The 21,124-nt window shown below is 36.4% G+C and carries 19 protein-coding genes, 1 tRNA gene and 1 other RNA gene; 9 read left to right on the top strand and 12 right to left on the bottom strand.

Translation table 11 applies throughout. The annotated features are described in order from the left end of the window. Positions 1-60 precede the first annotated feature (60 nt). From SJ312_RS10355 to amtB, 4 genes are all read left to right on the top strand, one after another. Positions 61-1,806 (top strand): SmdA family multidrug ABC transporter permease/ATP-binding protein, encoded by a 1,746-nt coding sequence (locus SJ312_RS10355; RefSeq protein WP_004905428.1) that lies wholly within the window; start codon positions 61-63, stop codon positions 1,804-1,806. After that, positions 1,803-3,587: a SmdB family multidrug efflux ABC transporter permease/ATP-binding protein gene (locus SJ312_RS10350; RefSeq protein WP_165879142.1), complete on the top strand. Its 1,785-nt coding sequence runs from the start codon at positions 1,803-1,805 to the stop codon at positions 3,585-3,587. Before SJ312_RS10355 ends, SJ312_RS10350 begins: the two co-directional genes overlap by 4 nt. 172 nt (positions 3,588-3,759) lie before the next feature. Next, positions 3,760-4,098, top strand: a complete 339-nt coding sequence (gene glnK, locus SJ312_RS10345) for a P-II family nitrogen regulator (protein ID WP_004905421.1) — start codon at positions 3,760-3,762, stop codon at positions 4,096-4,098. A gap of 10 nt (positions 4,099-4,108) precedes the next feature. Further along, complete coding sequence (gene amtB / locus SJ312_RS10340; protein WP_004905420.1) at positions 4,109-5,395, top strand: ammonium transporter AmtB; 1,287 nt, start codon at positions 4,109-4,111, stop codon at positions 5,393-5,395. Between the two features lie 138 nt (positions 5,396-5,533). On the opposite strand, the gene tesB is transcribed toward amtB, so the two are convergent. After that, on the bottom strand, positions 5,534-6,403 hold the full coding sequence (tesB, locus tag SJ312_RS10335; protein WP_036958583.1) for an acyl-CoA thioesterase II: 870 nt from the start codon (positions 6,401-6,403) through the stop codon (positions 5,534-5,536). A 238-nt stretch (positions 6,404-6,641) separates the two neighbouring features. Between tesB and SJ312_RS10330 the strand changes: the two genes are divergently transcribed. Beyond that, a complete protein-coding gene (locus SJ312_RS10330; RefSeq protein WP_004905418.1) occupies positions 6,642-7,100 on the top strand; it encodes a YbaY family lipoprotein in 459 nt (152 codons plus the stop codon). Positions 7,101-7,241: 141 nt separating this feature from the next. Next, an RNA gene (ffs, locus tag SJ312_RS10325) (signal recognition particle sRNA small type) lies at positions 7,242-7,338 on the top strand. Positions 7,339-7,683: 345 nt separating this feature from the next. Here ffs and SJ312_RS10320 read toward each other — a convergent pair. From SJ312_RS10320 to gloB, 4 genes are all read right to left on the bottom strand, one after another. Next, the gene (locus SJ312_RS10320; protein ID WP_004905417.1) at positions 7,684-7,887 is read right to left on the bottom strand and encodes an HHA domain-containing protein; all 204 of its coding nucleotides are present in this window, start codon (positions 7,885-7,887) and stop codon (positions 7,684-7,686) included. A 74-nt stretch (positions 7,888-7,961) separates the two neighbouring features. Continuing rightward, on the bottom strand, positions 7,962-8,330 hold the full coding sequence (gene tomB, locus SJ312_RS10315) for an Hha toxicity modulator TomB (RefSeq protein WP_004905413.1): 369 nt from the start codon (positions 8,328-8,330) through the stop codon (positions 7,962-7,964). Positions 8,331-8,853: 523 nt separating this feature from the next. Then, the gene (gene mltD / locus SJ312_RS10310; protein WP_110592389.1) at positions 8,854-10,224 is read right to left on the bottom strand and encodes a murein transglycosylase D; all 1,371 of its coding nucleotides are present in this window, start codon (positions 10,222-10,224) and stop codon (positions 8,854-8,856) included. Positions 10,225-10,305: 81 nt separating this feature from the next. After that, positions 10,306-11,061, bottom strand: a complete 756-nt coding sequence (gloB, locus tag SJ312_RS10305; protein WP_110592388.1) for a hydroxyacylglutathione hydrolase — start codon at positions 11,059-11,061, stop codon at positions 10,306-10,308. A gap of 40 nt (positions 11,062-11,101) precedes the next feature. On the opposite strand from gloB, the gene SJ312_RS10300 reads away from it, so the two are divergent. Next, the gene (locus SJ312_RS10300) at positions 11,102-11,836 is read left to right on the top strand and encodes a class I SAM-dependent methyltransferase (protein ID WP_110592387.1); all 735 of its coding nucleotides are present in this window, start codon (positions 11,102-11,104) and stop codon (positions 11,834-11,836) included. Here SJ312_RS10300 and rnhA read toward each other — a convergent pair. Next, on the bottom strand, positions 11,833-12,303 hold the full coding sequence (gene rnhA / locus SJ312_RS10295; RefSeq protein WP_319867601.1) for a ribonuclease HI: 471 nt from the start codon (positions 12,301-12,303) through the stop codon (positions 11,833-11,835). The genes SJ312_RS10300 and rnhA overlap by 4 nt on opposite strands. Before the next feature lie 54 nt (positions 12,304-12,357). Between rnhA and dnaQ the strand changes: the two genes are divergently transcribed. After that, complete coding sequence (gene dnaQ / locus SJ312_RS10290) at positions 12,358-13,119, top strand: DNA polymerase III subunit epsilon (RefSeq protein WP_094962150.1); 762 nt, start codon at positions 12,358-12,360, stop codon at positions 13,117-13,119. 153 nt (positions 13,120-13,272) lie between these two features. Further along, positions 13,273-13,349, top strand: a tRNA-Asp gene (locus SJ312_RS10285). A gap of 273 nt (positions 13,350-13,622) precedes the next feature. On the opposite strand, the gene SJ312_RS10280 is transcribed toward SJ312_RS10285, so the two are convergent. From SJ312_RS10280 to SJ312_RS10255, 6 genes are all read right to left on the bottom strand, one after another. Beyond that, positions 13,623-13,904 carry a helix-turn-helix domain-containing protein gene (locus SJ312_RS10280; RefSeq protein ID WP_004905402.1) on the bottom strand — a complete coding sequence of 94 codons (282 nt, stop codon included), beginning with the start codon at positions 13,902-13,904 and terminating at the stop codon, positions 13,623-13,625. 560 nt (positions 13,905-14,464) lie between these two features. Then, entirely contained in the window at positions 14,465-14,959 is a 495-nt protein-coding gene (locus tag SJ312_RS10275; RefSeq protein WP_004905400.1) for a FidL-like protein, read from the bottom strand. Continuing rightward, a complete protein-coding gene (locus SJ312_RS10270) occupies positions 14,952-15,677 on the bottom strand; it encodes a helix-turn-helix domain-containing protein (RefSeq protein WP_319867599.1) in 726 nt (241 codons plus the stop codon). Before SJ312_RS10270 ends, SJ312_RS10275 begins: the two co-directional genes overlap by 8 nt. Before the next feature lie 525 nt (positions 15,678-16,202). Next, on the bottom strand, positions 16,203-16,880 hold the full coding sequence (locus SJ312_RS10265) for a fimbrial protein (RefSeq protein ID WP_110592385.1): 678 nt from the start codon (positions 16,878-16,880) through the stop codon (positions 16,203-16,205). Positions 16,881-16,974: 94 nt separating this feature from the next. Then, on the bottom strand, positions 16,975-18,591 hold the full coding sequence (locus tag SJ312_RS10260; protein ID WP_094962153.1) for a fimbrial protein: 1,617 nt from the start codon (positions 18,589-18,591) through the stop codon (positions 16,975-16,977). Positions 18,592-18,616: 25 nt separating this feature from the next. Beyond that, positions 18,617-21,112 (bottom strand): TcfC E-set like domain-containing protein, encoded by a 2,496-nt coding sequence (locus SJ312_RS10255; RefSeq protein ID WP_319867596.1) that lies wholly within the window; start codon positions 21,110-21,112, stop codon positions 18,617-18,619. Between the last annotated feature and the right edge of the window lie 12 nt (positions 21,113-21,124).

Genomic DNA, 21,124 nt, shown 5'->3' with positions numbered 1-21,124 from the left:
GATAATTACGGTCTCTCATTCTTAGGCATCAATAAATCAATATATTCAAGGCAGTATTACGTGCGATTATTTTCACAACTAGGTTGGTATTTTTTGAGTGAATGGCGGCGCTATCTCGGCGCTGTTTGCTTTTTAATTATCATTGCTATTTTACAATTAGTTCCTCCACGCATTGTTGGTGTTGTCGTTGATGGAATAAGTAAAGGAGCAATGCCGACAAAGCAATTAATCACTTATGTTTTAATCATGCTGTTGATTGCATTGGTTGTGTATGGGTTGCGGTATATTTGGCGTTTATGGTTATTTGGTGCTTCTTATAAGTTAGCTGTACAGCTACGACAAAAGTTTTATCGGCAATTAAGTCTGCAGAATCAAGCGTTTTACCATAAGTATCGAACGGGAGACCTAATTGCACGTACAACGAATGATGTTGACCGAGTCGTGTTCGCAGCTGGTGAAGGTGTTTTAACATTAGTTGACTCATTGGTGATGGGGTGTGCGGTGCTCATCATGATGAGTGTTGAAATTAGTTGGCAGCTTACTTTACTAGCACTTATTCCAATGCCAATTATGGCATTAATCATTAAACGGTATGGAGACCAGCTTCATCAGCGTTTCAAGCATGCTCAAGGGGCATTTTCGTCTTTAAATAATCATGCGCAAGAAAGTTTAACAAGTATTCGTATGATTAAAGCTTTTGGCCTTGAAGATCATCAATCAAATCAATTTGAACAGGTAGCTACTGAGGCAGGGCGTCGCAATATGCATGTTGCTAAAGTTGATGCGCGTTTTGACCCCACCATTTTTATGGCGATTGGTATGGCAAATTTACTCGCTATTGCAGGTGGAAGCTGGATGGTATTAAACGATACATTGACGTTAGGTGAATTAACGAGCTTTGTAATGTATCTAGGGTTAATGATTTGGCCGATGTTAGCGCTTGCTTGGATGTTTAATATCGTTGAACGAGGTAGTGCGGCTTATAGCCGTATTCTAAGTTTACTCAATGAACCGCTAGTCATTCAGGATGGTTCGCATTCATTACAGCCTGAAAAGGGAAACTTGAATGTGAATATTATCAACTTTAGTTATCCAGAAACTAAGCGAATAGCATTACATGATATTAAGTTTGATTTAAAACCTGGGCAATTTTTGGGGCTTTGTGGGCCGACGGGGTCTGGAAAATCAACGTTGTTGACGTTATTACAGCGTCAATTTGATGTGACGGAAGGGGCGATTTGCTATCAAGGCTTATCACTACCCGAAATCCGTTTAGATGAATGGCGTGCTCGGTTATCTATCGTAAATCAGTCCCCATTTTTATTTTCAGATACAGTTGCTGGCAATATCGCGCTTGGGCGGCCTAATGCCACTCAAGATGAAATTGAACAGGCTGCGCGTATAGCTTGTGTACATGATGATATTTTACGTTTACCTGAAGGCTATTCTACTCAGGTTGGTGAGCGCGGTGTCATGTTATCTGGCGGGCAGAAACAACGAATTTCTATTGCAAGGGCTATCTTGCAAAATGCAGAAATCTTGGTGTTAGATGATGCGCTTTCTGCCGTTGATGGGCAGACCGAGTTTACAATTTTACAAAATTTAAGCCATTGGCGGCAGGGTAGGACTATGATAATTAGCGCCCATCGTCTATCTGCATTGGTAGAGGCAGACAATATTATTGTGTTATCTCAAGGTGCTATTGTTAGTCGAGGTAAACATGAAGCGCTTATTGAGCAATCGGGTTGGTATAAAGATATGTATCAGTATCAACAGATTGAAGCTGCTCTGGATGGTGAGCTATGAGCCAAAAGAAACCGCTATGGCCAGCACTCAAGCGTTTGCTTGGTTATGGAAAAGCATACCGAGGAACCATGAGTATTGCCATTGCAATGCTATGGTTAGCCGCTATTGCAGAAGTTAGTGGGCCTCTGCTAATCAGTTATTTTATTGATAACATGATAGCGAAAAAACAAATCATCATGCCACTTGCTTTATATATGGCAGTTGGTTTTATATTGCTCCAAGTTATTGCAGCGTTATTACATTACTATCAAATTATTTTATTTAATAAAGCCTCTGTGGGGGTAGTGCAAACATTACGTACAGATGTGATGAATGCAGCCCTTCGACAGCCCCTAAGTGCATTCGATAAGCAACCTGTTGGCCAATTAATTTCACGAGTTACAAATGATACTGAAGTTATTAAAGATCTATTTGTGATGGTTGTGCCGACAGTATTTCGTAGTTTAGCCCTGATTTGTGCCATGTTAGTTGCTATGTTTTCATTGGAATGGCGTATGGCATCAATTGCAGTGATGATTTTTCCTGCAGTATTTGTGGTAATGCTTGTTTATCAGCGTTTAAGTACGCCCATTGTGCGCCGTGTGAGATCTTATCTTGCAGATATTAATAACGGTTTTAACGAAGTCATTAATGGAATGACAGTTATTCAGCAATTTATCCAACAGGCTAGGTTTGGCGAAAAAATGCAAAGTATTAGCCAAGACCATTATTTTGCAAGAATGAAAGCATTAAAACTTGATGGCTTACTATTAAGGCCATTACTAAGTTTACTTTCAGCTTCAGTATTGTGTGGCTTGCTATTGCTATTTGGGTTCGAAGGAACGACTACCATTGGTGTTGGTGTCTTATATGCATTTATTAACTATTTAGGTCGCTTGAATGAGCCGCTTATTGAGTTAACTTCTCAGCAATCAATGCTTCAACAAGCTGTTGTTTCTGGTGAGCGTGTATTTGAATTAATGGATAGTCCGCAGCAAGGTTATGGTGAAAGTATTGAGCCATTACAAGGAGGTTCAATCTCAATTAACCATTTATCTTTCGCTTACCGTGATAACAAAATGGTACTTAAAGATATTAATTTACAAGTGCCTGATAATAACTTCGTTGCATTAGTCGGTCATACAGGCAGCGGTAAAAGTACCATAGCAAATTTAATTATGGGGTATTACCCGTGGCAGGAGGGAGATATTTTATTAGATGGACGTAATTTGAGTTCACTATCCCACCAAGTATTACGTAATGGTATTGCAATGGTACAACAAGACCCTGTTGTCCTCGCTGCTTCTTTTTTTGACAACGTCGCATTAGGACGTGAGATTAGCCAAGACAAAGTTTGGGAAGTTCTTGAAACTGTTCAGCTTGCTGGGTTGGTTCGTGGTTTACCTGATGGGCTAGATACCGTGCTTGGTGAACAGGGAAATACCTTGTCTGTAGGGCAAAGACAGTTATTAGCGATGGCCCGAGTCCTTGTGGTGACACCCAAAATTTTAATTTTGGATGAAGCAACTGCGAATATTGACTCAGGGACAGAGCAAGCGATACAAAAAGCGTTACGAGTGATTCGCCAACATACTACGTTAGTTGTGATCGCCCACCGTTTATCGACAATTGTCGACGCTGACCAAGTCGTTGTGTTACATCGTGGTGCAATTGTTGAGCAAGGTAAACATTTACAGCTTTTGCAACAAAAAGGACGTTATTATCAAATGTACCAGTTGCAGCAAGTTGGAGAATCATTAAATGCCCATAGTGATGCTGAAATTGAGGCTATACCTAGTTAATTATTCTGCACTCTTATAATGCATACCTTAAAGCCACTCATTCGAGTGGTTTTTTATTTTGTTCTTTCCTATTGAATTTTATGGATAAATATATTTTGGCACACGGTTTGCTATAAAGTCAGTGCTGTCCGAAGTATTAAGTAGCTTATTCATATGACTTATAGGAGTGAACATGAAATATATCATCGCGATCATTAAGCCATTTAAATTAGATGAAGTTCGAGAGGCACTATCAGATATTGGGGTTCAAGGGCTTACGATTACTGAAGTTCGAGGGTTTGGGCGGCAAAAAGGACATGCCGAATTATATAGAGGAGCTGAATATACCGTCGATTTTTTACCTAAAGTACGTATGGAAATAGCGGTTTCTGATGAGTTGGTAGAGCAGGTGATTGAAACAATTGAAAAAAAAGCTTATACGGGCCAAGTCGGGGATGGAAAAATATTTATTTTGTCATTAGAGCAAGCAGTACGTATTCGTACAGGTGAAAAACAAGACGAAGCACTGTAGGAGAGCAAATATGAGCAAAGGGTTCCAATACTTATTTTTATTGATATCAATGGGTGGTTTTCCAATAACCGTGTTTGCAGCAGAGGAAACCCTAGATAAAGCTGATAACGCATTTATGATGATAGCGACTGCTTTAGTTATTTTTATGATACTGCCAGGTATCGCATTATTTTATGGTGGGTTACTAAGAAGTAAAAATGTTCTTTCTTTAATGGCTCAAACTGCGGTTATTTTCGCTTTAGTGTCTGTTATTTGGATTGTTTATGGATACAGTTTAGCTTTTAGTGAGGGGAATGATTTTATAGGTGGTTTTAGTCAGATTATGTTGAAAAACATCACTGTAGATAGCTTATCAGGGCCGATCCCTCAATTTATTCACGTTGTATTCCAAGGTGCATTTGCATGCTTAACAGTTGCATTAGTGATAGGTGCACTAGGGGAGCGCATTAAATTTTCTGCAATTTTAATATTTACCGTTATCTGGACTACATTTGCTTATTTACCAATGGCACACATGGTATGGGGCGGCGGTATTTTATCCCAAGATGGTGCACTAGATTTTGCAGGGGGGACGGTTGTTCATATTAATGCGGCTGTTGCAGGTTTAGTTGGTGCTTACTTACTTGGACATCGTACCGGATTAGGGAAAGAAGCCATTAAGCCTCACAACTTACCTATGGTATTTATGGGAACCTCCATATTATTTATTGGCTGGTTTGGTTTCAATGCAGGTTCGGCAGGAAGTGCAAATAGTATTGCAGCCTTAGCGTTTGTGAACACTATTGCAGCGGCGGCTGGTGCTATTTTATCATGGACTTTAGCAGAGTGGATTTTCAGGGAAAAACCTTCATTATTAGGTGCTTGCTCTGGGTGCTTGGCCGGGTTAGTCGGTGTTACGCCAGCGGCGGGCACTGTGGGTGTCGGCGGGGCATTAATCATTGGGCTGCTTTCTGGGCTAGCGGGTTTATGGGGGGTTGTGATTTTAAAACGTCGGTTAAAAGTTGATGATGTGTGCGATGTTTTTGGGGTTCATGGTGTCTGCGGAATTTTAGGTTGTTTACTAACGGGAGTGTTCACCTCAACTGCATTAGGTGGAAGTGGCTATGCAGAAGGTATTACGATGATGAAACAAGTGGGAATTCAAGCTATTAGTATTCTAGTTTGTGTTGTTTGGACTGCAATTGTTGCTTATATTGCATTTAAAATCGCAGAGAAAACGTCTGGCTTACGCATTAATGTTGAAAAAGAAAGGGAAGGTTTAGATATTACTTCTCATGGTGAAAGTGCCTACAATTAACCTTAATGTAATGATAATGACAGGATAATACTGTGTTTTATGTAAATTGATAATGGCAGCTTATTGCTGGCTGCCATTACCTTTTTAAACTGACAATTTTATTTTTCTAAGTAAGTAATCACTTACTTGAAGTCCCTTCTATTTTTGAGGTTGCCTATGGCGGATTACGCCCTCTTGGACAGCCGTTGCAACAAGATCACCTTGTAAATTATAGATTTGTCCTTTCACAAAACCCCTCCCTCCTGATGCTGAAGGGCTTTCTACGGCATACAGTAACCAATCATCAATTTTAAATGGACGATGGAACCACATTGAATGGTCAATCGTTGCAACCTGTAAGTCGCGTTCCATAAAGCCTCTACCATGCGGTTGTAATGCGGCTGGAAGGAAATTGTAATCAGAAGCATAACCTAATAAATAGTGATGAAGTGAAGGTAGGTCAGGTAGCTGCCCTTTTGCTTTGAACCAAATATAGCGAAATGGTTCTTGAGGGGCGGAATCGAATGGGCTGTAAAACTCAACAGGGCGAAACTCAAAGGGAGTTGGCCTAAGAGCGTATTTTTTAACTGCTTCCGGTAATTTATCAGCCAAACTTTGAACAATATCATCTTGAGAAATTAATTTTGTCGGTGGTGGCACATCCGGCATTAAGTTTTGATGGCTATAACCTTCTTCTTGAGATTGAAATGATGCGGTCATAAAGAAGATAGGCTTGCCATTTTGAATGGCACTTACTCGGCGTGCACTAAAGCTTCCACCATCGCGCAAAATTTCAACGTCATAAACAATAGGACGAGAGCTGTCACCGGGGCGCAAAAAATAACTATGAAAAGAATTAATCGCTCTTTCTTCAGGTATGGTTTGTTTCGCAGCATACATGGCTTGCCCAACAACCTGCCCGCCAAAAACTTGAGGCAATCCAAGGTCTTCACTTTGTCCTCGAAAAATCCCTTCTTCAATTTTTTCGAGTTCAATTAGGCTAATTAAATTCTGTAATTCTGGGCTCATAGTCATCTTAGTTCTGTTATATGTAAATGAGATACAGGTATTTTCCCATTATTTACCCTGAATAGGTAGATTAATTGCTATCGAATAAATTGGGGTTACGTATTGTTACATTTAGAAATATAAATGTATTATTCTACCAATATTAGTTATACTTTTTATCATTCCTTGTCAGAAAATGATTTGTCTATTCCGATTATTTAAAAATGTTTTAGTAAACATTGTATTATAGGTAATAACTATGAAGTTTTTTCGCTACATTGTTAGCTTATTAGTGCTTTTAACGTTGGTTGGCTGTGAAGGGAATAGCACAAAGCCCAGTGAAAAAACACTTAATGCTAAAAATAGCAATAATAACCAGACGGTAGATTCAGGGAAAATTGAGGGCCGTGTGGTAATCTTACAGGATACTGTTTTACCCGAAGGTGCGGTTGTTACAATCACTTTGGCAGATACAACCGTTGCGGACTTACCTGCTCTAATATTATCTCAAAAATATTATAATTCGGTGAACAATCGGCCGACAATTCCTTTTGAACTAACTTACCAAAAAAGTGAAGTTAGGCAAGAAGGCACGCTAGTTGTGAATGCAACTATAAGCGCAAACGGAAAACTATTGTATATCAGTGATAGTGTTGTAGAGGTTATCAACAACGGTATTACAAAAAATGTTGAATTATTGATGGTCTCTGCGAATTAGCCAATGTACCGGCTCTTAGTTGAGTCTCTATTTTTATAGGTGTTTGTGTGATAAATCGCCACTTAGCCATGGGTTTCTTGCTATTTCAATGACTATCAAGCATAATGCCCCTGCTTTGAAAGAAGCAATCAATGGGGGCTCTGTTGGTTCTCCCGCAACGCTAACTTGTTAACTTGGTCAGGTCCGGAAGGAAGCAGCCATAGCAGGGGTCGTGTGTGCCGGGATGTCGCTGGCAGGGCTCCCACCCAATTCTAAGACCTTTCCTTGTATATCAGTCTCCCTATTCCAATTTATTATAAATATAATTTTTAATTGTTTTTTCTGTTTATTCTTTTTTATTTTTATAAATGTAAATTAAACTTTAAGGTTTAAATGAATTCAAAAGTTAAAAAGAAAAGTTAAGAATACAACATTAATTGTTGAGTATTGTGATAAGAAAAAGTTGGCAGGCTAAAATTTAAAGTAAGAAAATCCTATTAGCATAATAATTATGCCAATAATAAAATGATAAATACATTGCGTTCAGCCGATAAGTGGATTTACCGGCTATAACCATTCACTATCTGTGCGTGTTAATAAGATATTATCTAACAAACTTCCAAACAGACGCTGGGATTTTATCATAAAGCTTATTCATTGTGAGTTCAGCTAAGCGGTGATCTGCTGCTGAATAGAATAGCTCTAGCTCATCATCAGATAATTCATACTTATTTTTTTCAATGACACGCTCAAGTGTTTCAATTGTGGTGCATTTTCTTAAACGCATCAGATAATCAGATTTGGTCATAATACCCTTTCTTTTATGCAAAATTACTTATTAATATACGGTTTTATAGTCTGAACTAAAGGTAAATAATACCTTTAAGTTTTGCTGGTTAGGCACTTTAGGTCATCATCCAGCACAGCGACAAGGCTGTGATTCATTGCTTCCCAGTCTATAATTTCACTAAGTGTGATAACTGGGCTGCCGAATAAATCATAGGTCTCATCGAGGTATTCTTCGATAAGTGATATAACAAGATTTTCTTTTGGGTATTTGATTTTAAACCGCCATACAAATGCAGCGATATGTTCAATGAGTTCATTCAAGGCTGCGCTTTGCGGGGAGCTTAAATCATTAATCCAGTGTGTATTTGTTTTTTGTAAGCTTAAAATAGCGTCTCTATTGAGACTATTACATAAGTATTTTAGTTCTGCTATATCATGTCTTTTGGGTGAGTATTCATCCATAATCACCTCCGCAGGCGAATCTGACTTTTGCTGTGTGTATTTTTTATCAATAATGTCATGTTAACTAATTAAAGCACCTATGTTCAATATAAAAGTTTGCACGTTAGTATATTGAAAAATATAAGATTATTGCTAGTTCGTTAAACTTTCGAAAATTATTAATATAATACATAAGCGATGTTCGAATACGGACTGGCTGCTCGGACTAAACTAGCCGCGATATAATAATAGCATTATTACCACATATGTCACCACCAATAAACGACTTTTTTCTAATTTATTAGTGAGTAGTTGAGGTTTGAGTTACGTATGTTCTGTTTAAACTCAATTTTATGAAGTATTTAAACTATAGTTTAACCATCGGTTATTCTAGTACAGCGAATATGAAACGTTTATACAAAAGATGTTATAAAAATTATTATCCTATTTAATTCATTCAAATAATTAATTTTTACTAATAAGAGAATTCAAAATAAAAAAGCTTTTATCTGAAATAGACAAAAGCTTTTTTGTTGAGATTAACTTAAAGGTAGAGGTTTAAGGTCACCCCTGGTTTCAGGTCGGCCATTTTAACACCTGAATTCCAAGTCATTAAATCATTGAGCTTTATGCCATGACGCTTAGCAATGCTATAGTAGGAATCGCCTTTTCTTACCTTATAGGTTTTTGCCTTACGGCTACTTGCTGTAGACGCTGGGCTAGCAACTTTTAATACTTGCCCAGGTTTGATAACGCTTGCGGTTTTTAATCCATTTAGCTTTTGAATATCTTTCGCAGTAGTATTGAATTTTTTTGCAATACTTGCGACGGATTCGCCTTTGCGTACTTTATATGTTGCTATTTTAGCTCGATTTTGACGTGCGCTAGAAATTGCAGTAGGTTGTGCTGTTTTTATCTGCTGATTTTGTTGCGCTGCTAAGCGAATCGTGTTTAAAACGTCTTGGTCTGAAAGAGATGTTTTGAATTGTTCGGCTTTAGCCGTAGGTAGCATAATATAATGAGGGCCACTTGGTGATGTTATACCGCGAGTGTAACCAGAATTATATGTTTTTACCGATTCAACTGTTAACCCAGCCAACTCAGCAGCTTGAGATAACGTGATTTGTTGGCCAACATCAATTTGAGTGAGTGCTCTATTTTTATTACTTGTTGGCAAATTAACTTGATACCTTTCAGGATTTTTTAATACTTGGCTAAGCGCTAAGATTTTTGGTACATATTGTTTGGTTTCTTTCGGTAAAGAGAGTGACCAGAAATCAGTTGGTAACCCGGCAGCTTCATTTTTCTTGATAGCATTTTGTACACAGCCTTCACCACAGTTATAGGCAGCTAGAGTGAGCTCCCAGTCATGGCCGAACATAACATTTAAGTTTTCGAGAAGATCGAAGGCCGCTTTAGTTGAAGAAACGACATCTCTGCGTTCATCAACCCATTGTGTTTGTTTTAGGCCATATGAGCGAGCCGTGATAGGGACGATTTGCCATAGGCCTGCAGCTTGTGCTGGAGAAGTTGCTTTAGGATTAAACGAGCTTTCAATAATAGGAATTAAAGCTAACTCCATTGGTAAATTGCGCTCATTAATTTCGTCTACGATGAGGTACATGTATGGCTCAGCTCTTAATGCCACATCGTAGACAAAACGTTGTTTATTTAAATAACTATTTGCTAACTCCCTAATTTGAGGTTTATCAGGGACATCCATTTTTAGTTCATCACTAATATAACCCCATAGGTCATAATCAGATTTAGGTAATTGTCTACTGGCGGCTTGGTTATGTGATGCAACAGTTTCAATTGTATGATTACTAGGAGTTTTGTTCTGCTTAATTTTTTTCGGGGCAGTTTGGCATCCGGCCAACAGAACAATGGCGATAAGCGTCGCGATTATCTTCATTCTTTTCTATTGTTCTTCATTTTAATGTTTAAAAGTCGAACAATAATACTTATCCCACCCCGATATGACAATCATTAAACTTTAATATTGGTCTTTTAATTGACGTAGTAGGGTAAAAATTGCTCTTAAAGGTGGGTTTTGTAGATTAATATTGAGTTTTTTCTGTAGTTGAGGGTTGTCACATTGCAGAAAAATATTTATTTTTTTCTCTATTTTCAATGTGGTAGGTACTGTTGGTTGATGTTTGTCACGTATTTGCGTTATTTTTTGTAAATATTGTGTAATCGCTTCATTTTCAGGCCATATATGGTGTGAAAATTTGAGGTTAGATAAAGTATATTCATGAGCACAACAAATTAAGGTTTCATCAGGGAGTGCTGCAATTTTTTGGATAGATTCAAACATTTGCTCGGGCGTTCCTTCAAATATCCGCCCACAGCCCGCAGAGAATAGGGTGTCACCACAGAATAAATAAGGTGCTTGGTAAAAGCCAATATGCTCAGATGTATGGCCTGATAATGAAATAACCTGTAGGTTGAACTCGTCAATTATGACTTTATCACCATTTTCGACTATTTCTGTTGCTCCTTTAGATTGAGTTTCTTTTGGGCCAAAAACGGGAAGAGTTGTAAATTTGCTTAAAATCCCTTTTACGCCACCCGTATGGTCATTATGGTGGTGAGTTAATAGGATTGCGACTGGGGTCAATCGCTTGGCTGTAATTATTTCAAGCACAGGCTCTGCCTCTGCAGGGTCAACGATGATACACTGTTGGTGGCTATCAGCTAAAACCCAAATGTAGTTATCGTTTAAGGCTGGTACTCGAATTAACTCCATAATGACCTCGATACTTGTTAATAGTTAATAGGGGAATTTCATGAAGCCTGCGCGTATTGATAAAAAAATTCAAATGCCTGTTAGTTGGTCTGACATTCCTTTTGGAGAACAATACCGTCAAGCCATAGAAAATCAACTTAGCCCTTGGTGGCCAAAGATATTTGGCTTTCATCTGCTTAAGTTAGGTCATTTAAGTACTGAAATCCAGACCAAAGGCTGTCTTATCTCTCACCAATTTAATGTTGGTACCGGCGATCCGCGTTTTAACCTTGTTGCCAAACCCGAAGCTTTACCATTAACCCAAAAATCTATAGATGCCTGCCTAATGACTCACTGTTTGGCTTATAGCCATGATCCTCATTGGCTCTTACGGGAGGTTGACCGGGTATTAATCGACGATGGCTGGTTAATTATTTCAGGTTTTAACCCTTTCAGTCTTCTTGGAATGGCGAAACTCGTGCCTGTTTTACGTAAACGGCAGCCTTATTGTAGCCGTTTTTTTCCATCCGTTAGGGTATTTGATTGGCTCAGCTTATTAAATTATGAAGTTTTGTATCATCGCAATTGCCAAATAATCCCTTGGCTGGGGGCGAATAGACGAGTGAATAAAAGCTGTGGGGGCGTTGGTGTTTTAAGCGTGATTGTGGCGCGGAAACGGACTTACCCACTAACTCCGACACCACTAAAATTTAAGCAACCAAAAGTTAAGATTGGAACAGCACTCGGTACAGCAAAGGAGATCAGTAAATCAATGAAGGTAAACGACCCTTCTTAGTTTTGTGCGGGTTGGTAACCCGTGTCTTCTTTAGTTGGTGCTGAAGCCGCAGCTCGAGCTAATTCATCACATTTCTCGTTTTCGGGGTGGCCAGCATGGCCTTTAACCCAACGCCAATCAATAGTATGTCGTTGGATGGCATCATCGAGGCGTTTCCATAAATCGACATTAACGACAGGGGATTTATCTGCTTTTCGCCATTGTTTACGCTTCCAGCCGTGGATCCATTGTGTTATTCCTTGTCGTACGTACTGGCTATCAGTGGTTAAAATAATATCACAAGGTCTTGTTAGCGATTCTAATGCTTTGATGGCTGCAAGTAGTTCCATTCGGTTATTTGTGGTTAAAAAATAACCTTCACTCAACGTTTTTTCATGCTGTTGGTAGCGAAAAACAACGCCATATCCACCAGGGCCAGGATTGCCCAAACAGGAACCATCCGTGAAAATTTCTACCTGCTTTGTCATTTCTGTTACACTCTATATTATTCGTTCCCCTCTAGTTTGACACAAAAAAACATTATGAGCACGGTGATAACCAGACAAATTGTCCTTGATACTGAAACAACCGGTATGAATAAACTCGGTGTTCATTATGAAGGGCACAACATTATAGAGATTGGTGCGGTTGAAGTGATTAACCGCCGACTAACAGGGCGTAATTTTCATGTGTACATTAAACCTGACCGTTTAGTGGATCCTGAAGCATTCGAAGTGCATGGGATAAGTGATGAATTTTTACAAGATAAACCTGTTTTTGCAGAAATTGCAGATGAGTTCCTTGAATTTATTCGAGGTGCAGAGCTTGTTATTCATAATGCTCCCTTTGATATCGGTTTTATGGATTATGAATTCCGTAAACTCAATAAAGGAATTCCACCCACGCAAGATTTTTGTACCATCACTGATAGCTTAGTATTGGCTCGCAAACTTTTCCCGGGTAAACGGAATAACTTGGATGCGCTATGTGACCGCTATTTAATTGATAACTCTAAGCGAACACTGCACGGGGCTTTACTCGATGCTGAGATTCTGTCAGATGTCTATTTGGCAATGACAGGTGGACAAACTTCATTATCATTTTCGATGGATTCGGAATCGGCTAATAATGAGCAAGAGTATGAAATTCAAAGAATTGAACGTCCCCAAACTGGCCTTAGGGTGATTTTTGCTTCCGATGAAGAGCTTATTGCTCATGAAGCACGGCTGGATATTGTTGATAAGAAGGGTGGCAAACCCTGCCTTTGGCGGCAATCTTCCGATGAGGCTGAAAATTTACACTAATAATTGGTGTTATCATTAATGGTTGCTTAGGAAAATGCATAGAAAAGCCTCTCAAGGCTAAAAACTGTTCAACTGCGCGATTTAACAAGAAAAAGTGTTGACGGGGTCCTTAAGTATTCGTAATATGCATGGCGTTCCCAGTAGGGAACATCAGGAGCGGTAGTTCAGTTGGTTAGAATACCTGCCTGTCACGCAGGGGGTCGCGGGTTCGAGTCCCGTCCGTTCCGCCAAATTATAACGCCACGCTAATTTATTAGCGTGGCGTTTTTTTTATCATGACTGTATTTAACTGCATTAAGAGTTCCTTTCTTTTTGTATCACTTTTTTGTTGAATAATACATTTTTTGCTTCTAATGACTTCTTTGAGTTAATTTTTGATATAATGAAATCTATAAATAATAGATTTATGAGAATAATTCACATTCTTTTTAATCATATTAACTATTCTTAGGTTTTGTCGCGATTTTATCGAAATGTATAAGTTTGAGTTTTTTATGACTGTATTAATAATAATTCGCATGAACTCTAACTAAGATAACAGATCTGAAATAATCTAACCAATCTTTACCTAATGCTTTAAGGTATATATGAAGGCTATCAATAGAAATAGCAGATTGGCCATTCTCATACCTTGATATTTGTTGTTGGCTCAAATTTAATAATTTTCCTAATTCTGTTCCTGTTAATGATTTTTCAATACGTGCGGATTTCAAGTATTTTGCGGTAGCCATAACAATATCTAGGTCATTACTTTTATTCAATTCTTTAGTATTGATATATTTCATTTCATATTCTCTCTATTAGGAACTTATTATTTTAAAGTTAGCTATTAAAGATGGCATTACTTTAAATTTTTTGATTTTCTCTATGAGGAATAGATTATATTTTTTAGTTACCAATGTGAAATTGTTTTAATGAATCAAAAATAGTTTATTTGATAGCTTTGGCCTATTGATATAAGTATAAATAATGAATATAGACTATTGAATCAAAATATAGGTTTTTATAATTCAATAAAAACAATGCGTTATGTCAATCTTAGGGATTGGCTTAAAAGTGAGAATATAATAAATAATAAATGAAAAAAATGCATTTATAGTCATATAAAAGTAAGTATTTATATTTTTACATAAAATTACAAAAAAATATTTATAGATTAAGTTGAAATAGTGATTTATTTAGGGTTGATTTGGTACTTATCGGTAGGTAGCATATAAATTTAATTATAGGTAAAAGTATAATCAAGCCTGCTTAGTTGGAGAAAAAATGAAAAGGTTAATAGGAATCAGAGATGTAATATTAGCGATTACCTGAGCGAACTACTTTATAAGTAGAACGCTATGTGTTAAATTGTATTTAATTTATCTTGCCTGCTACAGACAAAATAAGGGCCAAACGAACTGGAAAAAAGGTACCAATCAGAAGTTATCTCATCAATTTCTACATATGCAATTGAGTTTAGATTGAATGCTTTAAAATATTTTTCGAATATATCATCAGGAACATTGTCATTTGAAGATTTTCTATCATAACTTATGGTTAACTTTAAATCTTTTATATACTTTCTTGATGATTGATTGAAATGAACAACTCGATTAACAGTATATGTCTTATCAGTTGTAATTGTTCCTAATAATTTAATATATCCACTGTTATCATTGTTTTTTACTAATTTCATATTTAGTGTATATGATGATTTATTATTAGCTAATATGAAATTAGAGGAAACAGTTGCTTCACAATATTGTGTTTTACTTTTTTCTAAATTCAAGTTAAATAACAAGAAAACGATAATTAATGAAAATAATAGTATCAATGAATATAGTGTTTTATTAGTCATTTTTATCCTGCCAATTTACTCTTGTTGAAATGCATTCTTTATTTTTTTTGCATTTTACTAATAAGCTATGTTTGTTTTTCCCTAAGTTTTGTATATTGTTATAATAATAAAAAACATCAGAATCTTCACAGGTTAAGTTAAAATCAATTGCTTGTTTGCTTATTGTGTCACTCATGTTTTTTTCATAGTTATCTTTGAACCCATAAACAGGGCAATCTCCAATTGTGCTAATTTTGTATGACTGTATTGATGCATATGGAAATTTTATTGCATGAATTTGATTTATAAGGTAAATAATCACCAAAAGTAAAAAAACACTAATTATCAATAATGTTTTTTTAATAATATGATTTTTATCACTAAGTAATAGTGATTTGTTAGATTTATTGCTTGAAGTGGGAGGGGGGGCTAGGCTTTTCTCTATTTTATTATTGAATTTGGCAATCGATTCTTCAATTTGAATTTCAGAAGAGATAACAAGGCCTTTTTTTGATATGCTTAGAATTGCATTTTCAACTAAAAGCTGTTGATGTAATACTTTTCTTAATGTACTAATGTATTGGTTAAGGGTGTTTATCGAAACTTTTAGGTCATATTTATTTAGTATTTTTTTTAGTATCTCTTCACGAGTGATAGTCGCTTTATTATTCTGAATTAGTATTATAAAAATATAATTCAACACGGGTGTTAATTTCATTACACTGAGTTCTGTGTCCACCCTAAATATTTCACCTAAGTCAGAGTTATATTTTATTATGTTGTTCAGTATATATATCATACATGACTCTTATTTAGTTATTAAAATATGTGCTTAGTTTGATCACTTTAGCTAACATGATAGTCATTGATTTTAAAGTAATTATATCAGTGTAATATACTACTCTTTTTTTGAGAAGAAAATATGAAAATAAATTTTTTTTTATAACGATTGGTTATATATGTAATGACAAAAATTTCAGTGTATTGTATTAATGAAACTGACATTTTTTGTTTTGATGTTTTATATACAGATAAAAAGCAGTATTAACCACTATTTCAAGTCATGGAAACCTAAATTAATTTGCTATTTTTAATAGGCGGAAATGATTTTTTAGAACTGAATTTTATGAATTTGTAATGCTTTAAGGTAATTATAGATACAGAGTACCTGTCGAATTATGATTAGGTAATTCAATGTTTATTTTAATAGTAGTATAGCCAAATTTGTCATTTTATTTTTTTAATTAATTGATATGATTGAATTTTAGGTGCAGTTGCCAATTGGGTAATATTTATCAAATATTACAATATATTTACGGCTTTTCTTTTTAAGACGCTCATCTTTAGATTCTTGGCCGGGTAATAAGTAAAATAGATAAGGCTCGGAATCATCATTAGCATCACAGTTTTCATGTAAGAGCACTCTAAAATAGGTATTACCCGTATTTTTTAGAATACTAGTGCTTGGATTAAGCTCATATTTAAAATCTGGTTTTTTAGGTCTCACAACAAAATAGGTTTCTAGGCTAACCGTTGGATAAAATAAAGGTCGCTTTTTTTGTTCATTATCACTACGCATATCAAGAGGGGTTTCGCTAATGATAATCTTATAATAGCGCTCGGTCTCATCGGCTTCTCCTCGATAAAAAATCTTAAAAAATTCTTGTTCCCCAGGTAATAAAATTTTCTTCAATGGAGTAAAAATAATCTCGCCGTTATGGAGAGGTGCCCCATGTTCTTGGTTACCTGGTTTATCAATTTTGTAGGCACTAAAATTATATAAATTAGTTTTATCTGTGTCGTTGATGTATGGCTTAGAAAAAAACTCTTGCCCTGACTCCATCGAAGAAATATCTGCATTGATATATAAAGCAATAGCATTATTGCAAGACACTGATAGCAAAATCAATAATAGGATTTTAAGTAAATAAAATGGTTTCATATTAAAAAATCCAACTAAAATTTAAGAGTATATGGGGTTCAATAAAAGGGCCACTTGAACTTTTACAAGTAGCCCCAAAAGTAGTTATTAGATATTATTGAATATCGGGCCCGGTCCAAATTGCTTTGACAGTTATTGTGCCACTTGCAGAAACGGTTCCTAACCAATCAATACCATCCAATGTAAAAAATGATTCAGAGTCATTCATTGGGAATGATAAATCTAAGTTAGTTCGATAAAAAGATCCTAAATCCTCATTAGGTCTATCCCATGGTGTTTCAGACCATAATGCATTTTTTAATGAAATTTCATTATTATCACAACTTGCTCGGTGTGATTCTTTAGTACCATTTTCATTTTTAAATGAAAGATAAGCGGAAAAAGGGACATTAAGTTTATTATCGCTCGAGGTAAATAAGCAGTATGACTGTCCTTTTAATGTTGTGTTTGGTCCTTCAACTTTTGCTGTAATAGAATCCGCTTGCCTTGGCCCGCTAGTCGTGACGATATAATTAAATTCTATCGGTGGTTCATCATTGCCGACTTTTCCTGTTTTGGATTGGTTTGGATTAAAATCTGCAGGAATAATGCTAATTCCATAATCTCTCGGCTTAATTATTAAGAAATTTGAAGGTGTAAATTCGTAAAATCCAGATTGAGGAAGTGGTGATTGAAAACCAAAAGTATATACACTATCAGCAAGTGTGACTGTTGAATTAGGTGAAGCGTCAACAATTGATTTTAAATATTCATTTGAGAGAAAAACTTCAATATTTTGTGAACCATTATTAAAGATCTCTGACATGTTTGTTGTTGATGACCAATTTGTCCAGCGCGTGCTGTTACTTCCTTTATATTGAATAAGTGCAGCACGGGGGTCCCTAGCTAAACCTAACTTTGCACTATCAATATACATACGAACTGTAAATGTTCCGCCGATAGATTGTCCTTGGGTTTCTAATTCAACCAACTTACAAATAATTCCAGAAGTATTTCCAACAATCCCTGTCGAGCAAAAATTAGAACCGAGTCCAATAGTTGGATTGCCATTGCTATCCACAAAGACTTCTTGTAAGGCGCCCGTTCCTTTTAGAATAATATTGCCTTTTTTATTGGTTGGAATGTAGTGTTGTTGTGTTGTCGTTCTTCCTCCACTCGTCATACAGGTCGTATTACTTAAATCATAATCGTCGCGGCTTGTGCAGGTTCTTAAATCAAAAGTATATTCTGTTCCTGGTGGTATTTCGGCTAACCAGCGATAAAAAGATTCAGAAAATATCGGTCTTGAATATCCAGACTCACCCGGTGTTCCTGTTTGTTGGATTTTATATGCACCATTATCTCGTAACTGCTGAGCTGACCAATAAGACGTTGCCGGGCAATTTCGGTTATTTGTCATGCAACGATTTCCGATAAAAGGTTGGCTTACGGGAGAATTTTCTAACCAGATATCACCTGTATTATATGTTGAGCTAAAAGGTGTTCCTGTATATCCCATATAGCCTAAACTATATTGTCTATTGCGCTGGTATTTTGTGAATACATTTGAGCCCGAGAAGCGAGGGTCAACTCTATTAGCAACAATAAAGAATTCGTTATCAACTTGGTTTTCAACAATGACATACTCTTGTAATGGTGCAGTTGCAGAAAACGAATTCGGTATTAGAACCGAAAATGAAATAAAAAGTGCTGTTATCGATAATAATCGCATATTAAATTAGCCTTTAAAGTGATAATTAACGTTTAGCAAATGCTTCTTGAGGTTCACATGTCACCTCACCGACCCACAATGCACCACGTGCACCTTGAAGGTTTAAATCTGCTTCGCAAATTGTTTGCTGATCATCTTGTAATAACGATATCACTGGATATCGGACGTCAACATCCATGGAAAACTCACCATTTTGGTCCGTTTTTGTTCGACCAATATGATTTCGAATTGAGGCATATTTTATATATTCACCATTTGGTGATTTCAGACGACCAAATACCGTGACTAGTTGCCTTACCTCAGGTTGATAAAGAGCAATGTTTCCTGGGTATAATGTGACGGATTTATTTCGCCCTGAAACAATATCAAAACTGTCTTTTGATTTTCCGTCATTCATTAGTTGAATGTCATAATCCGAATAAGGGGATAATGGAATAAAGGTATTTTTTCCACTAATTGGGTAATTCTGCCCATTTACTTTTGCGACCATGCTGCCGCTACCTTTTATATCGGAATTAATAATGACGCCTGATTTACCTTGCTGCCCACTTGGCATGATCATGCCGTTGCTATATGCCACAGAGCCACGAGAGGTTAAATTGCCATTAAGTCTGTTATTATCGGGGCGATTAATCGTTACGGTACCTGAATTATATTTAGTATCATAAGAAGCATAGCCTAATGTTGAAAAATTGGATTCACCATTATCTTTATCTCGGACTAATTTGGAGACAGAAACCCCTGCATTGGTAATCACCGAATTTTCAAAATTTTTATTCGCATAAATATTTGCTTTCACATTACCATTTGTTGAGGAAACACCCGTACTCAACCATGTTGATAAAGGTAAGGAAAAATCGAGGTTAATATATTTTTCGTTGGTACTATTTTGGTTATCATAATGATAGCGCTGTACACCCGCTCTTAGCCCCACCGTTCCATAACGGCCAGAGAATAATGTATTCGCATATTCATAGTTAATTGAATCACTGCCAATACGGCGATCTTTAGTATTACTAATAGTCAGTGACCCAGTTCTATCAATTATTTTGTCAAAATTAATGGTTCCGCCATAAGAATAACTGTCAGCATCATAAAGTGGTAAATCACCACTCACTACAGTTTTTTCTTTAGATGCCCATAAAGAACCGTAACCTTCAGGTATATTGATAGAAAGAGTCGCAATGTTCCGATAACTACCATGGTTTTCTAGCATCCCTTGCCAGTTAACTGAGATATAGTTATTTAAAGCCGCGTTGATACTCGTTTCTTGTACAACAAATTTATCAAACCCATAATTTGACATTTGAAAACGCACGCCAGACAACACTGGGAAGTTATAAGCGAAAGAGGCTCCGATTAAATGGCTTTTACTCGGAGTTTGACTCGTTGAGCCTTCATTTCTTACATAATGGCGCTTATCAAAGTCAATATAACCACCATAAATTTCCCAATTGAGTTTATCAAAACCGCCCGTTATCGCACCGAAGGATTTATTAATTGTTTGGTGCTGTGTTGTGACAATTTTGCCATCGATAACTGTCTCAATAGTGACGTCGTAAATACCATAGGGTAGTACACTGGTATCAACTTCAAAATTACCCATTGGAAAATTTTGAATATTTAATAATTTACCTTGCCGATAAATGCGTACTTCGCCTGGGCTATTTAAAAAAGCATAAATCGGCGTAAGTGATTGCTGCTTATTTGTCACCATACTTGAGGAATTGTTTCCTATTGATGCCGCATAAATTTTACTGCTGCTAAGGGTAGTTAAGCTGGCAATAGACTGTAAATTCCACGTACTCATGAGCCCAAGTGCAAAACGAAATCCGTTGAAATCACGCTCATACATTGCACGATACAGCTCAAAATTAGAATTAGATTTTCCAATGCTATATGCTGATGCATTTACATTAAAGTGATGTTCCGCAGCTGCGAATAATGTATCTAAATTGAAATAGCTGCTGGATGTATCTTTTGAATCTTTAACACGGCTCTGGAATACCCCTAAATCATAGTTAGCTACCGCTGAAAATGAATTAACTGAAGAATTTCCTAGTACAGATTGCCGCGCATGTTCTTTTGGCGAAAAAGCAGCTTTATCAACATCTAATGATAAATTAAAAGAAGAAATGTTTAATTGAAGGGTTGCATTATTATCAATAATAATACCATTACTTTCATTAAAAATGGCATCCTTTTTTTCTTCAAGTTTATCAACTAGTAAATTATTTAATTTCGCACCTTGCTCATTTTCAATGAGATGAATACTTGATAATTTAATATTACCATGATCGATTACAATAACTGCATCTGCAATTTTACTTTCGCTCTGATTGGTTGCTGCATCATCATTTAGTCGTAAAAAAACAGGTACAGACATTCCTTCTTCCAATGCACTAACAAATGCAGGAGGAATAATATATCCACCGATCTTAACGCTTTTCATTTCATTGGCATTAATTGTATTCGAAAAAATAATACTTAATATTGATAAAGCAATAGCACTCTTACGCATAATTTAAGTCCA

Source organism: Providencia sp. CIM-Carb-044, assembly GCF_033901115.1.
Lineage (GTDB): Bacteria > Pseudomonadota > Gammaproteobacteria > Enterobacterales > Enterobacteriaceae > Providencia > Providencia hangzhouensis.
This window is presented reverse-complemented; position numbering and strand designations above follow the sequence as displayed.

What these genes read in the sequence shown, in the direction of transcription:
- SJ312_RS10350 (WP_165879142.1), top strand. Translation starts at nt 1,803, where the DNA reads ATGAGCCAAAAGAAACCGCTATGGCCAGCACTCAAGCGTTTGCTTGGT.
- glnK (WP_004905421.1), top strand. Translation starts at nt 3,760, where the DNA reads ATGAAATATATCATCGCGATCATTAAGCCATTTAAATTAGATGAAGTT.
- amtB (WP_004905420.1), top strand. Translation starts at nt 4,109, where the DNA reads ATGAGCAAAGGGTTCCAATACTTATTTTTATTGATATCAATGGGTGGT.
- tesB (WP_036958583.1), bottom strand. Translation starts at nt 6,403, where the DNA reads ATGAGCCCAGAATTACAGAATTTAATTAGCCTAATTGAACTCGAAAAA.
- SJ312_RS10330 (WP_004905418.1), top strand. Translation starts at nt 6,642, where the DNA reads ATGAAGTTTTTTCGCTACATTGTTAGCTTATTAGTGCTTTTAACGTTG.
- SJ312_RS10320 (WP_004905417.1), bottom strand. Translation starts at nt 7,887, where the DNA reads ATGACCAAATCTGATTATCTGATGCGTTTAAGAAAATGCACCACAATT.
- tomB (WP_004905413.1), bottom strand. Translation starts at nt 8,330, where the DNA reads ATGGATGAATACTCACCCAAAAGACATGATATAGCAGAACTAAAATAC.
- mltD (WP_110592389.1), bottom strand. Translation starts at nt 10,224, where the DNA reads ATGAAGATAATCGCGACGCTTATCGCCATTGTTCTGTTGGCCGGATGC.
- gloB (WP_110592388.1), bottom strand. Translation starts at nt 11,061, where the DNA reads ATGGAGTTAATTCGAGTACCAGCCTTAAACGATAACTACATTTGGGTT.
- SJ312_RS10300 (WP_110592387.1), top strand. Translation starts at nt 11,102, where the DNA reads ATGAAGCCTGCGCGTATTGATAAAAAAATTCAAATGCCTGTTAGTTGG.
- rnhA (WP_319867601.1), bottom strand. Translation starts at nt 12,303, where the DNA reads ATGACAAAGCAGGTAGAAATTTTCACGGATGGTTCCTGTTTGGGCAAT.
- dnaQ (WP_094962150.1), top strand. Translation starts at nt 12,358, where the DNA reads ATGAGCACGGTGATAACCAGACAAATTGTCCTTGATACTGAAACAACC.
- SJ312_RS10280 (WP_004905402.1), bottom strand. Translation starts at nt 13,904, where the DNA reads ATGAAATATATCAATACTAAAGAATTGAATAAAAGTAATGACCTAGAT.
- SJ312_RS10275 (WP_004905400.1), bottom strand. Translation starts at nt 14,959, where the DNA reads ATGACTAATAAAACACTATATTCATTGATACTATTATTTTCATTAATT.
- SJ312_RS10265 (WP_110592385.1), bottom strand. Translation starts at nt 16,880, where the DNA reads ATGAAACCATTTTATTTACTTAAAATCCTATTATTGATTTTGCTATCA.
- SJ312_RS10260 (WP_094962153.1), bottom strand. Translation starts at nt 18,591, where the DNA reads ATGCGATTATTATCGATAACAGCACTTTTTATTTCATTTTCGGTTCTA.
- SJ312_RS10255 (WP_319867596.1), bottom strand. Translation starts at nt 21,112, where the DNA reads ATGCGTAAGAGTGCTATTGCTTTATCAATATTAAGTATTATTTTTTCG.